The 14,341-nt window shown below is 37.9% G+C and carries 11 protein-coding genes; 2 read left to right on the top strand and 9 right to left on the bottom strand.

The genetic code is table 11. The features are described from left to right. Positions 1–21: 21 nt before the first annotated feature. From ASF92_RS14800 to ASF92_RS14770, 7 genes are all read right to left on the bottom strand, one after another. A complete protein-coding gene (locus ASF92_RS14800) occupies positions 22–582 on the bottom strand; it encodes an RNA polymerase sigma factor (protein WP_056094737.1) in 561 nt (186 codons plus the stop codon). A 98-nt stretch (positions 583–680) separates the two neighbouring features. Then, positions 681–1,637 (bottom strand): transketolase family protein, encoded by a 957-nt coding sequence (locus tag ASF92_RS14795; protein WP_056094733.1) that lies wholly within the window; start codon positions 1,635–1,637, stop codon positions 681–683. Positions 1,638–1,739: 102 nt separating this feature from the next. Then, positions 1,740–2,585 (bottom strand): transketolase, encoded by an 846-nt coding sequence (locus tag ASF92_RS14790; RefSeq protein ID WP_056094728.1) that lies wholly within the window; start codon positions 2,583–2,585, stop codon positions 1,740–1,742. A gap of 56 nt (positions 2,586–2,641) precedes the next feature. Further along, a complete protein-coding gene (gene bcp / locus ASF92_RS14785) occupies positions 2,642–3,106 on the bottom strand; it encodes a thioredoxin-dependent thiol peroxidase (protein ID WP_056094725.1) in 465 nt (154 codons plus the stop codon). Positions 3,107–3,258: 152 nt separating this feature from the next. Further along, complete coding sequence (locus ASF92_RS14780; RefSeq protein ID WP_056094722.1) at positions 3,259–4,992, bottom strand: M23 family metallopeptidase; 1,734 nt, start codon at positions 4,990–4,992, stop codon at positions 3,259–3,261. Positions 4,993–4,997: 5 nt separating this feature from the next. Further along, positions 4,998–5,609, bottom strand: a complete 612-nt coding sequence (locus ASF92_RS14775; protein WP_056094720.1) for a fumarylacetoacetate hydrolase family protein — start codon at positions 5,607–5,609, stop codon at positions 4,998–5,000. 73 nt (positions 5,610–5,682) lie between these two features. Further along, positions 5,683–6,213 carry a T9SS type A sorting domain-containing protein gene (locus tag ASF92_RS14770; protein WP_082489579.1) on the bottom strand — a complete coding sequence of 177 codons (531 nt, stop codon included), beginning with the start codon at positions 6,211–6,213 and terminating at the stop codon, positions 5,683–5,685. Between the two features lie 179 nt (positions 6,214–6,392). On the opposite strand from ASF92_RS14770, the gene ASF92_RS14765 reads away from it, so the two are divergent. Beyond that, positions 6,393–8,351 (top strand): KUP/HAK/KT family potassium transporter, encoded by a 1,959-nt coding sequence (locus tag ASF92_RS14765; protein ID WP_056094713.1) that lies wholly within the window; start codon positions 6,393–6,395, stop codon positions 8,349–8,351. A gap of 435 nt (positions 8,352–8,786) precedes the next feature. Here ASF92_RS14765 and ASF92_RS14760 read toward each other — a convergent pair whose 3' ends face one another. Continuing rightward, positions 8,787–10,739 carry an amino acid permease gene (locus ASF92_RS14760; RefSeq protein WP_056094710.1) on the bottom strand — a complete coding sequence of 651 codons (1,953 nt, stop codon included), beginning with the start codon at positions 10,737–10,739 and terminating at the stop codon, positions 8,787–8,789. Between the two features lie 266 nt (positions 10,740–11,005). Here ASF92_RS14760 and ASF92_RS14755 point away from each other — a divergent pair, with 266 nt between their 5' ends. Continuing rightward, entirely contained in the window at positions 11,006–12,229 is a 1,224-nt protein-coding gene (locus ASF92_RS14755) for an MFS transporter (protein ID WP_056094707.1), read from the top strand. A 304-nt stretch (positions 12,230–12,533) separates the two neighbouring features. Here ASF92_RS14755 and ASF92_RS14750 read toward each other — a convergent pair whose 3' ends face one another. Further along, positions 12,534–14,240, bottom strand: coding sequence for a M3 family oligoendopeptidase (locus ASF92_RS14750; protein ID WP_056094704.1), 1,707 nt, complete (start codon positions 14,238–14,240; stop codon positions 12,534–12,536). Between the last annotated feature and the right edge of the window lie 101 nt (positions 14,241–14,341).

Here is a 14,341-nt window from a genome sequence, read left to right as displayed (position 1 = left end):
ATACAATTAAAGTGAAAAGGTTTAATAGTCTATTTCATCATTTGTAATAAAAGCTTCAATCTTTTTTGCTGCGATGTGAAATGACGCTTTTAAAGCGCCTACAGAGGTTCCGAGTACCTCGGAAATTTCTTCATATTTCATATCATCAAAATATTTCATATTGAAAATAATTCGCTGTTTTTCAGGTAAAGTAAGAATTGCTTTTTGAAGTTTTAGCTCAAGTTTGTCACCGTTAAAGTAAGATGATGCGATTAGGTTTTCTGCCAGTTCTGCAGAAACTTCGTCCATTGGTGTATTGTTTCGCTGCTTCTGTTTGTTAAGAAACGTAATGGATTCATTGGTAGCGATACGATATATCCATGTGTAAAGTTGGGAGTCGGACCGAAATTTGTCGAGATTTTTCCAAACCTTGACAAATACTTCCTGGATTAAATCATCGCAATCATCATGATTTAAAACCAACCGCCGAATGTGCCAGTATATTTTTTGCTGATACTTTTTTAATAACAAATTAAAAGCTTCATTTCGAGTGCGCTCCACGGCAAACATTGCAAGAATTTCTGAATCTTCAACTTGTTTCATTAAAAACGATTAGGAATTAAATAATAAAGACACAAAGTACACAAAGGTTTGGATATTTCCTTGTGTTCTTTGTGTCTTTAACGCAGGTTGTTTATATATTATTTCTTTCTGCCAATTACTTTCTGAGCGGCTTCCACGATGTTTACAGCATCCAAACCGTATTTAGACATCAGTTGGTCAGGTGTTCCGCTCTCTCCAAAAGTGTCATTTGTAGCCACAAATTCTTGTGGCGTTGGTAACTCTGTGGTTAGTAAACGGGCAACGCTTTCGCCTAACCCGCCAAATTTGTTGTGCTCTTCGCAGGTAACAACGCAGCCGGTTTTCTTAACTGATTTTAAAATGGCTTCATCATCCAAAGGTTTAATGGTGTGGATGTTGATGATTTCTGCATCTATGCCCAATTCTGCCAATTTTTCCCCCGCTTCGATTGCTTTCCAAACCATGTGTCCGGTTGCAATGATGGTTACATCCGTTCCTTCATTCACCATCCAGGCTTTTCCGATTTCAAATTTTTGGTCAGGATCGGTGAAAACAGGGATAACCGGGCGGCCGAAACGTAAATAAACCGGGCCTTCGTATTCTGCGATTGCTAAAGTTGCGGCTTTTGTTTGATTGTAATCGCAAGGATTAATAACCACCATGCCTGGCAACATTTTCATTAAACCAATATCTTCCAAAATCTGGTGTGTTGCACCATCTTCGCCCAGCGTTAAGCCGGCGTGTGAAGCACAGATTTTAACATTTTTATTTGAATAGGCTACCGATTGACGAATTTGATCGTAAACACGACCTGTAGAAAAATTAGCAAAAGTACCTGTAAAAGGAATTTTTCCACCAATTGTCATACCTGCGGCAATGCCAATCATATTTGCTTCGGCAATACCAACCTGTGTAAAGCGCTCCGGAAAATCTTTAATAAAAGCATCCATTTTTAATGAACCGACTAAATCGGCACACAAAGCAACCACGTTTTCATTCTTTTTACCAGCTTCATGTAAACCGGCGCCAAAACCTGAACGGGTATCTTTTTTCTCTGTATATGTGTATTTTTTCACGGTCTTAAATTTTTAAATTAGCTGCGTTCAAGCTTGCCCGCAGGTTTTCATTGTTTTTTAGATATGAGATTTTAGACATGAGACTCAAATTTCTAATCTAATTTAGTAATCCCCTAAAGTTTCTGGTAATTGTGCTAAAGCAGTTGCCAGTTGCTCATCATTTGGGGCTGTACCGTGCCACTTGTGAGATCCCATCATATAATCGACGCCCGCGCCCATTTGGGTACTCATCAGGTTTAGGATTGGCTTACCCTTTCCAGTTAAAGTTTTAGCATAATGTAAACCTTCAACAATCGACTGCATGTCATTTCCATCGGTATTAATTACATGCCATCCGAAAGCTTCGAATTTCGCTTGTAAACTATCTAGGGAAAGTACTTTTTTAGTTGGGCCATCAATCTGTTGACCGTTATAATCCACACTGCAAATTAAAGTATCTAATTCATGGAATGGCGCAAACATTGCTGCTTCCCAGTTCTGTCCTTCTTGTAGTTCACCGTCGCCATGTAAAGTAAAAACGTACGATTTATCTCCATTTAATCTTTTCGTTAGTGCTGCACCGATTGCTACAGACATACCCTGGCCCAATGAGCCTGAAGCTACTCGAATTCCAGGCAAACCTTCATGCGTAGTCGGGTGACCTTGTAATCTCGAATCTAACTTACGGAAAGTTGCCAATTCACTTTTATCGAAAAAGCCTGCATGGGCTAAAGTACTATACCAAACCGGAGAAATATGGCCGTTAGACAGGAAGAATAGATCTTCACCAATGCCGTCCATTTTAAAGTCTGTATTATAGTTTAAAACTTCGAAATATAGAGCGGTGAAGAAATCGGCACAGCCTAATGAACCACCTGGGTGGCCTGATTGGCATCCGTGAACCATTCTTACAATGTCTCGTCTTATCTGCGAAGCAATATCTTCTAATTCTTTTATTGTATGTTTCATTAAAATAAGAATTGTTGTTACATAACAAAGGTAATATTTTACCTGCTATATCATAATTAGTTATTGATTAAATCGAGTACTTGTTGCGTAGCATTTTTTGTATCTACTTTTTTGATGATATGCGAAATTTTCCCTTCGCCATCAATGATGAAAGTGCTGCGGGCTGTGCCCATATATTTCTTTCCATACATGTTTTTTTCAGTCCAAACGCCGTAATCGTTAACAATCTTTTGATCGGTATCTGCCAGTAGCTTAAAAGGCAAATTATGTTTGGTTACAAATTTCTGATGAGACTTCTCATCATCAACGCTGACACCCAAAACAACAATTCCTTTAGCTTGCAGGCCCTGGTAATTATCCCTGAAGTCGCATGCCTCAGCAGTGCAACCTGGTGTATCGTCTTTAGGATAAAAATATAAAACAACGGTTTTCCCCTTATAATCACTTAAAGAAACTTCGGCTCCATTTTGGTCTTTTGAGGTAATTGCCGGAGCAAAATCACCTTCTTTTAACTCTACCATGTTAGTTATAATTAATTTTGAATGAATAAATGATGACTTGCAATTTAAACAGTTTTCATTGTTTTGTGTTCAGCCTCAATTAAAATATGACAGTTTGAAGTTTTAAAGGCCTCTTGACTGAATTTTAAATAAATCCTAAAACCAGAATAATCCTACCTGTAGAAGTTCACTGAATACCTTCTAGTATTTTCTTTCATGTCAACTACAACCAATTCAAGCCTATGTTTACCAGATGAGGTTCTATCGTCGAAACTGTGCCAGAGTGTGGCGGTTTTACTATCAAATTCCATCAAAGCCCATTTGCCGTCTATGTAACCGTTAAAACTTTTAATTCCCGAAAGGTTATCACTTAGTCTGAAATACATCTTTGGCAATCCCGCTACATTTTTTCCTTCGGCGATGTTAACGGGAACAATTCTGGGGGCAATGGTATCAACAGAAATATAAAAGCTGCCAAAATTTCGGGGATTTGCTTTGACATAACCGTTGTCAAAGTTTCCGCCTTGTGATGAACCATTGGAATTTACTATCAATGCTTTACTCCTTAGGGCTTCAGGCAAATTATCTGCTTTTATCCGTAAGTCGAAGCCAACATGAAGTGGCGTGTATCGATTATGAATTTGGTGCATAGCAGAGTAAGCATTTCCTTGCGGTTTAGTTAGCTTTTTATAATTGAAAGTTAAATCGCTATATAAAGTCCCCTTCGGAAAAGCAATTTTTATATCATCCGAGTTAAATTCGTTCGCTTTATTATACGGATAAATAATACCCGGTGCAATTACAGCTGAAGTAGTTGGCGATGAACCCGCGCGTACAGTAAAGGAAAGCGTAGAAGAATTTCCTTTAGAATCTGTTATAATGTAGCGCAGTTGATGCGTTTCCCCATCATTAAAGTTGATGCGGCCGTTGTCTACCAAATTGCTATAGATGCTTAATGGATTCCCGGGTTCTACAAAGCTTTTTTGAATACTCCTTTTTGTGATTAAAAAAGTGGGATAATCAATGTGAGAATTTATTGCCTTGCTATCTTCAAATGCAAAACGCTCCAATGCCGACGTAAAAACCATTTTACCGTCTAATTCTAATTGGATTGAGTAAACGCCATTAGTTCCTGATAAGCCATTATGCCTGTCGGTTGTTACTACTCCGAAACCGACTTCTCCCGCCAGGCTTATTGGCCCGCTTGCTTTATAAGTTCCGTTAGAACCGCTTATTGCAATTGCTTGTTTAGGTGTTGATTCATTGAAAACTTTACCGTTTAAGCGATAAACGTATAAACTATAAATAACCGGCGGGATATTATCAGGAATGTCAATGCCGAAAAACTGGGGATTAATGGTTTCTTCGGTTTTTGTATCTCTGATCTCGAAGTGCAAATGCGGTCCACCTGAACTTCCCCTGTTACCCGACCAGGCAATAATTTCGCCTTTGTGAACCGGGATTAAACTTTCATCAGGAAATTCATCTAGTTCAAAAGACTTTTTTTCATATTCCAGGTTTTTAACAATAGTAGCAATTTTTGGTGCGAATCGTTGGAGGTGACCATAAACAGATGTAAATCCATTAGGGTGATTAATGTAAAGCGCCTGGCCAAAACCGCTATTTTGAACCCGCAGCCTGGAGATGTAACCGTCAGCAACAGCATAAACCGGATAACCTTCACGCTGATTGGTCCTAAAATCTATGCCTGAATGAAAATGATTCCCCCTTATTTCACCGAAAGAGCCGGCAAGCGCCGGAGGCATTATGTCTAATGGTTGTCTAAAATAGGTTAATGGATATTTGTTGGCGCTAAATATTTGCTGAGCGTGGCTTGATGCCGCAAAAAGCAAAAAGCAAAAAATATAGGCATAATATTTAAAATTTGAATTTGATTTTTTTTGCATTAGGTTTATTTAACATCAAAATTTAACAGTTGCCTGCCTTCCAGCCAGGCCTCTAATTTATCACCTCTGTCTACTTTCCCAACACCTGCAGGTGTTCCGGTGAAGATTAAATCTCCTTTTTTGAGTGTAATGTATTGCGAAACAAAGCTAATTATCTTTTCGAACGGGAACAGCAGGTCTTTAGTATTTCCGTTTTGTTTGGTCTTACCGTTTACTTTCAACTCAAAGGTTAAATTGTATAAGTCTTCAAAATTAGTTTTCGGTAGAAAAACGCTAACTGGTGCTGAATTATCGAAAGCTTTTGCCAATTCCCATGGTAAGCCTTTTTCTTTGTGTTTTGCCTGGATATCCCGGGCTGTGAAATCAACTCCCAAACCAATCTCGTCGTAATAATTCGAAGCGAATTTCTCTGAAATATGTTTGCCTTCTTTGCAAATCTTCAGCACAACCTCGAGTTCGTAATGAATATCTTCAGAAAAGTCAGGATGGTAAAATGGCTTGTTATCTTTTAATAAAGCGGTATCAGGTTTTAAAAAAATTACCGGCGTGGTAGGAACTGGATTGTTCAGTTCTTTTGCGTGTTCGGCATAATTACGGCCGATGGCGATGATCTTCATTCTCTATGGGTATGAAATGTAAGGTGATAATTTGAAATTTCAAATCAATCCAAAAATAGAAAAGAAAATGGTGTTATAAAACAGATATACGTTTTTGCTGGCTTTCTGAACCAGCCACGACTCTTAAAAAATAAATACCCGCGTTTAAACGCGATGGAATGACAAAACTTTTTATCTGCTCGCCGGAGTTTAAACGTTCGTTTGCTAAAGTAACGACTTCATTGCCCAACAAATCGATTATTTTAATGGTAGTCTGAGTACCATCTTTTCCAATCGCCAAAATGATGTTTATCTGATCTTCAACCGGGTTCGGATAAATTTTTACTACGTTAAGCAGTTTATCTTTCGCGGTGAGGGTGGTGTTTTTTGCTGTTCCTGAATAACCACTAAACATACTGCCGCCACTAATCAACGTATATAGTGGTCTATATGGCTGTATATTCGCCTTAATTTCGGGAATTCTGCTGGGTTTTTTAGCCCTTGTTTTAAGGCTGATGTGAATGCTATCTGTTTGTTGAGCCAAAGATTTTATCCCGCATAACAAAACCATGCACAAAATGCAGATTAGTTTTGAGAGAAGCGTTATCTTTGGGTAGAGTTTCATCAAATTTTGTATAACAAATGTATTAATTTAAAACAAAGAAATTAAACATTTTGTTTAAAAGCCATATTTTAACACATTTTAACAATAGTTTTAAATTTCATAGTGTTAAAAATACACAATAAATTGGTTGTTAAATTGTTATAGTTAGTTTACTTTTGCCGCACTAAAAAACCAAAGAGGTGTCAAATCATAAAAACGTAAATGCGCTAACTGCCGGTGGAGTTCTGATTAGTTTAGGAATTGTATTCGGAGATATCGGTACTTCACCATTATATACACTAAACGCGATTTTTACAACCATACTGGGAGGCAAACAGGATATAAATCCAACAAATGTTTTGGGCGTACTATCTTGCATCATTTGGACGCTAACCCTGCAAACCACAATTAAATACGTTATAATTACCTTAAGAGCCGACAATAAAGGTGAAGGCGGTATATTTTCGCTTTTCTCCCTGGTTCGAAAAAAGGCAAAATGGCTGGTTGTACCAGCAGTCGTTGGTGGTTGTGCGCTACTTGCTGATGGTATTATTACACCGAGTATTACTGTCACGTCTGCTATTGAAGGATTGACAAATAAGTTCGACGTTCCTGTTATACCGATCGTCTTAACCATCCTGACTATTCTTTTCATCATTCAGCAATTCGGAACAAACCTAGTCGGCAAACTTTTCGGGCCAGTTATGTTCGTTTGGTTTGCGGTTTTGGGTGTTTTGGGATTATCCTTTATCGTAAAGGACTTCAGTATTTTAAAGTCTTTTAACCCATATTATGCAATTCACCTGCTTGTCACTAATAAGCTTGCTTTTTTAATTCTTGGCGGTGTGTTTCTATGTACTACGGGTGCGGAGGCACTGTATTCAGATTTAGGTCATTGTGGAAGAAATAACATCCGCATCAGCTGGATTTTCGTAAAACTGACCTTGATCTTAAATTATCTAGGGCAGGGCGTTTGGATTTTGCAGAACAGCGGAAGCTATGTGCCCGGTGCAAAAATGAATCCTTTCTTTCAGATTGTTCCCGATCATTTTCAGGTACCGATGGTTATTTTAGCAACAATGGCCGCTGTAATTGCCAGTCAGGCATTAATAAGCGGATCGTTTACCCTTATTGCTGAAGCCGTACGTTTAAACCTCTGGCCTAAAATACGAATCGTTTATCCATCCGTTTCAAAAGGCCAGCTATATGTCCCTTCAATAAACTGGATGCTTTGGATAGGCTGCTGCGGAATCGTTTTACTTTTCCAAAAAGCGGAGAAAATGGATGCTGCATATGGTTTATCGATAACCATTGCCATGTTGATGACCACTATTCTGGTTAGTTTTTACCTGCGAAGTAAGCGTTTTCCAAGGTATTTAATTGCCACTTTCTTTTTCACTTATGTCATTATTGAAGGTACTTTCCTTATAAGTAATTTAACTAAGTTTTTACATGGTGGTTGGGTAACCGTAATGATTGGTTCGTTATTGTTTACCATCATGTGGAGTTGGTTTGTGGCCAGAAAGATTAAGAATCGTTTCGTTAAATACGTTGAAATTGAAGATTACTATCAAATTTTAACAGAGTTGAGCAGTGATGAATCTGTGCCAAAATACTCTTCCCAACTGGTTTACCTAACCAGTGCCAATTTTAAAACAGAGATAGAATCGAAAATTATTTATTCGATTATTCAGAAAGAACCAAAGCGGGCTGATGTATATTGGCTGGTGCACGTTGACGTAATGGATGAACCTTATACGCTGGATTACAAGGTAGAATTCCTGATTCCCGGTAAGTTAATCCGTATAGATTTCAGACTAGGTTTTCGAATTGAGCAACGCGTGAACTTACTTTATCGTAAGGTTGTGGAAGAGTTGGTTAAAAATGGTGAAATCGATATTACAAGTCAATACACATCACTTAACAAACACAAGATCGCCGGTGATTTCAGGTTTGTAATTTTAGAAAAGCATTTATCGAAGTTTACCAAACTAAGTTTCTATGAACGTCAGATAATGGACTATTATTTTATCCTTAAAAAGTTAAGTTTATCAGAAGAACGAAGTTTCGGTTTGGATAGTAGCTACGTAGACGTGGAAAAGGTTCCTTTAATCTTTGTAACGCCGGATGATATCGAATTACACAGATTGCCTGTTTAAATGATGAGGAAAGCGCTTTTAATTCTTGCGATTTGCCTTTTCCTTATTGGGCCTGCCGCGAAGGTTATGCACTGGCGGGAGGGAGATAAATTTATGATCGCCTCGGTTACGGGGTTAGTTTTGATAACGATAATGGCTTTCGTAAAGAAGAAAGGCTAGGTTATTATGAAAATGCAAATCTGGATCAAAATTGGATTTAATAGAATTGATAGGCTTTGATAGTTTTCCTTCCCAACTCGATTGGGAAGGATAGTACAATGAGCTTCAAGATTAAGATTCCCGCCTGCGCGAGAATGACGACGACTCTGATAAAATCTGTTAATAGTAGCCTTCAAAAGGAATTATAGGTTTTTAAGGCACCTCGACTAGCTTAAGGTGATGAAGGCTGAAAAAAAAACATTACTAAAAGATGTAGCGTTTTTTTTGAATTATAATCTAAAGCTGGGCTTCTTGCCCTAACTTACTATGTTTAAATCCATAAGCAAAGTAGACAACCAGGCCAATTACCAGCCAAATACTGAAACCAATCCAATTGGAAATGCCTAACTCACACATCATGTAAAGGCAACTGATTAATCCTAAAACAGGAATTAGAGAAAGATTTTTTGTTATACTGAAATAAGTAATAAACACGCAAATAATCAGGAAAATCCACATAGGTATTTTGTGTTTGAATAAGCCCCAACCACTTTCATATTTCTTTTCTACAGGAATTTGTGAAGAAGAAATGAACTGCTCGTATTTATCAGCTGGTAGATTGCTTAAATAAGATTCAGCATCAACTTTATCAGTGAGAATGATTTGCGGCGCTACATTTTTAACAATCTCCTGTTTAACTATTTTTAATTCTTCACCATTTAAAGAGGTAACAAAAGTTATCGTTTCGATGGTTTTTGGCGTATTAAAGATGAATGCCTTGGTTTCTTTGTTGTAATTTGTGAATGCAAAAGCGATTGCCGCAATGAAAACGACAGGGATTATAAATTTACTGTTTACATAAGGAATTTTGAACTTTCCTCGTTGGACGTCGGGTCTGTTCTGCAAAACCAAAACACCCGCACAAACCAATACAAAGGCAAATAGAGTACCTATCGAACAAAGATCGGTTACAATTGTCAAATTCATAAATAGCGACGGAACAGCAACCACAAAACCCACAACTATAGTAGCGAAAGACGGAGTTTTGTATTTCGGATGGATTTTTGAAAATGATTTCGGTAATAAACCATCGCGGCTCATGCTCATCCATATACGCGGTTGTCCCATTTGGAATACCAATAACACACTTGCCATCGCAAACACAGCGCTAACTGCGATGATTCCACTCATTAATTTCAAATCGATCTGGTCAAAAACAAATGCTAATGGGTCGCCAACTGCCAATGTATCTGACTTTACAATTCCAGTTAAAACCAGGGCAATTGCAACATAAAGAACGGTACAAATAATAATCGCCCACATCATGCCACGGGGTAAATCTCTTTGCGGATTTTTACATTCTTCGGCAGTTGTAGAAATTGCATCAAATCCGATGTAAGCGAAAAATACTGCTGAAACACCTTTTAAAACGCCAGATACGCCGTTTGGAGCAAATGGATTCCAGTTTTTCGTATCAATATAAAATATACCGACTGATAAAACCAACAGGATTACGGCCAGTTTGACAACCACCATCGCATTACTGGCATTTCTGCTTTCCTTCATGCCACGGTAAACTAAAGCTGTGATGAAAATGATTATGCCTAATGCGGGTAAATCTGCAACCAGGTGAAAACTTCCAATTTGTGGCGCCGTTAACCAGGCATTATTTGCAACTGCAGTTGCAGCGTCAAGTCCGCCGATATTTTTACCAGCAGCTAATAATGCTTCCGCATGTTTATGTCCGTTAAAGGCAGTCAGGTAGTCCATTGTTGCCCAATTGGGAATGTTTATTCCCTCAATACCTAAAGCAGGTATTCGAATGGAGGAAAGTAATCCGGTAAAGTAATCAGACCAGGAAATCGCAACGGTGATGTTGCCAATGGCATATTCCATAATAAGCGACCAACCAATAATCCAAGCGACCAACTCACCGAAGGCAACGTAGGAATAGGTATACGCACTCCCTGAAACAGGTACCATTGAAGCAAATTCTGCATAAGCAAAAGCAGCGAAACTACAGGCAACGGCTGTGAAGATAAATAGGAAAATTACCGCCGGACCGCCATCTGCACTGGCCTTACCAATTGTACTAAATATACCCGCACCAATGATCGCTGCGATACCGAAAGCGGTTAAATCCCGGACGCCAAGTGTTTTGTGTAAAGTGTTTTCATGGTCGCCATAGCCGCTTGCTGCATCTTTTAGTATTTTAGCAATAGATTTCTTTCTGAATAGCTTCTCGAACATTTGTTTGGGTTTGTTGTATTCTTCAAACTTAAAAAAATATCAGTTAAAAACGTTTAAAGCAGGATATAAATTTCATAGCATTAATTTCCAAGGTAAATTAAGTAGGCCTGATTGGATTTTTTATGATAAATATGAACTGAAAGTAAATACTTCAATAATTGTAATATGATTGTGTTTATTTACTAAATGTTATCTACTCTGTACGGCGAAATCCTACTTTTGCCGCTTAATAATAAATCGGCTTTGTACCCATTTTCTTAATTCGAATGATATCTTCTTCTATACAACAATCATATATTAAAGAAAAAAATAAAGGTGTTGCCACTATTTTGGCTTTTGCATTGATTCCGCTTTCTGGCTTTGCAACCGATATTTATATTCCCTCCTTACCAACTATGGCCGGCGAAATGAATATAAGTAGTGTTCAGGTTCAACTTACTTTAAGTATTTTTCTGATTAGTTATGGTATAGCGCAACTCTTCGTTGGAAGTATATTGGATAGTTTCGGCCGGTACAAAATTTGTTTATACAGTTTGTTGGTATTTACTGTTGCCAGCATTGTAATTGCCATTACGCACAACATATATCTGATTTATTTAATGAGGGTTATACACGGCCTGTCGGTAGGTGCAATTGTTGTGGCCAAGTGTGCTTATTTTGTTGATTTGTTTGCTGGCGATAAATTAAAGCATTACCTAAGTTTGTTCTCCATCATCTGGTCAACGGGGCCCATAATAGCACCATTTGTTGGTGGATATTTACAAACCGCCTTTGGATGGGAGTCTAACTTCTATTTTCTTGCCGGTTTTGCATTTGTGTTTGCTGTGCTCGAGTTCGTTTTCAGTGGCGAAACGTTAAAGCATTTTACTGATTTCCAACTGAAAAAAATCACAACCATTTACATAGATATGATTAAAACAACAAGCTTTACTTTAGGTATCGTAATGCTTGGCCTGGCTTATTGTATGATAATGGTTTACAACATGACTGGCCCGTTTATTATTGAACACGGTTTGAAATATTCGCCGGTAGTTGCTGGGTACAGTTCATTGATTTTGGGCTTCGCCTGGATGATGGGCGGTTTCATCGGTAAAGCAACTATTAATAAGCCTTTTTTCAGGCGGTTAATGATTAATGCGTTGTTGCAAGTGGTTTTCGTTGTGGCAATGATCGTTAGCCTCAATTTTATATCCAATTTATACTCCTTGATATTCTTTGCCTTTATCATACATATCGGAGCTGGGTTTACTTTCAATAACTATTTTACTTTTTGCTTAAGTAAATTCCCAAAAAATGCGGGAATAGCAGGTGGTTTAACTGGGGGAATTACTTATGTAATCGTTTCTTTCCTAAGCTATACAATCGTGAATTTAATTCCTGCAAAAGATGAAAGAAATCTAAGTTTCAGCTATCTGGTCATGATTATTCTTTCTGTATTGGTGATGTTTCTGGTTATTAAAACGAGGATGAAAAACGACGTTATTGCTTAGGCTTCAAAAATTTTTGTTTAATCAATAAGTCCTCGAAAGACAACAGATTGTTAGGTTTTTCTGCGATGGTTCGCGAAACATGCGGAGATTTATTTTCCTGCACCGCAAAATTTGCGTCCCGCAGATTACTCAGATTTTTAAGCCCTTAATATGCGGAAGACAAAATAAAAGTCGCAGTGTTGCTGCAACTTTTCTTATTTAAAACAAGTTTATATTTACAGAATTTACCCTAAACCCTAAACCCTAAACCCTAAACCCTAAACCCTAAACCCTAAACCCTAAACCCTAAACCCTAAACCCTAAATTATCCTAGTTTTTCCAGTTCTTCTTTCACGAAATCTGCAAGTTCTCTCACATAATCCGCACTAAAGTCAAATTTGATTCCAGCGGTTTCGTAAATCTCATTCATTGGTTTTGTATAACCTAGAGCAAGTGCAGCTAAATATTGTTCTAAGGCCTTTTCAGGGTTTTCTTTGTAATTTTTCCAGACGGCAATTGCACCTAATTGAGCGATTGCATATTCGATATAATAGAATGGAACTTCGAATAAATGCAGTTGTTTCTGCCATCCGTTTCCAAATTCCTTTTGTAAATCCGTCCAGTCAGCGAAACCAGCACCAAAACGGTTGTAAATTTGTTTGAAAGTTTCTTCTCTGTCTGCTGCAGTATGATTTGGGTTGGTATAGATCCAATGTTGAAACTGGTCGATCACTGCTACCCAGGGCAACGTTTTTAAAACGTCAGCCAGTTGTTCTTTTTTTGCGCGAATTAAATCCTCTTCGTTATCGAAATAAATAGCCCAGCTATCCATAGAAATTAATTCCATGCTCATTGAGGCCAGTTCAGCAACTTCTGATGGACAATGTTTAAAATCATTTAACTCTAAATTCGCGGTCAGAAAAGTGTGTATTGCATGCCCACCCTCGTGAACCATCGTGGTTAAATCGCGAAGCGAATTTGCTGAATTCATGAAGATGAATGGTGCCCCGGTTTCGGCCAATGGATAATTATAGCCTCCGGGAGCTTTACCTTTTCTACTTTCGACATCGAAAAGATCGTTTGCTTTCATTACGGCTAATTTTTCACCGAGCTTTACGTCGATTGCGTTAAAGCAAGCGATACTTTTATCAATTAGTTCCGCTCCATTATTAAATGGTTTCAAAGCGGGTTTACCGCTGACACTAACTTCCAGGTCCCATGGCTTCAAAACTTCCAAACCTAAAGCTTCGCGGCGTTTTTCGGCTTGTTCTCTTAAAATCGGAACAATTTCTTTCTCAATTGCATTGGCAAAATCATAGCAGTCCTGTGGCGTATAATCGAAACGTCCTAAAGCCTGAAACATATAATCACGGTAGTTTTCAAAGCCTGCATTTAAAGCCACCTGATTTCTCAACTTTATCAACTCATCAAACAATATATTTAAATCATCTTTATCGACGAGCCTTCTTTGTTGAATCGTTTTCCATGCATTTTCACGTACCTCGCGATTCAAATCTTTCACGAAAACCGATGCTTGTTCCAGCGTATATTCCTGACCGTTAATTTCAACGCTCATAGCACCGGTTATGCCTTGATATTTCTGTTGTTTAACCTGTAATTGTGTAAAAAGTTCGATATTTTCTTCACAATAGATTTCAAGTGCTTTCTTAATTGCCCTGCTGTAAACGAAGAATTTTTCTTTGTCTAAATCATCCATAAAAGGACTTTCGACAAACTTTTTGTTCAATTCGTTCGATAGCGGCGAAATTTTTGGTTCAATTTCGGTTGCGAAATACTGGAAATTTTTAACCAATTCCTCATTAGCAGTGTCGCAGCTCATTTTAATGTATCGCCATGCGAAATCTTCTTCCAGTGCGGCTTCCAATTCAGATCGGTCTCTCAGCCATCTTTCTAATTCCGCTGTACTTTTGATTTCACGGGTTTGTAATTCCGTTAAAATAGGTTCAAGACTTTCCCAGGTAATGGTTAAATCTTGGGGAATATATGTTCTCAGTTTTTTTGTAATTATCATATTTTAATCAACTATTGAATTAGACAAATTGATGATTGATTGAATTTTTTAAAGCCTAATGCCAAAAATTGCTCATTCAAAAATCATTCATTCTATCGTTT

The sequence above is a fragment of the Pedobacter sp. Leaf176 genome (genome assembly GCF_001424305.1).
In the GTDB taxonomy this organism is placed as follows: Bacteria; Bacteroidota; Bacteroidia; order Sphingobacteriales; family Sphingobacteriaceae; genus Pedobacter.
This window is presented reverse-complemented; position numbering and strand designations above follow the sequence as displayed.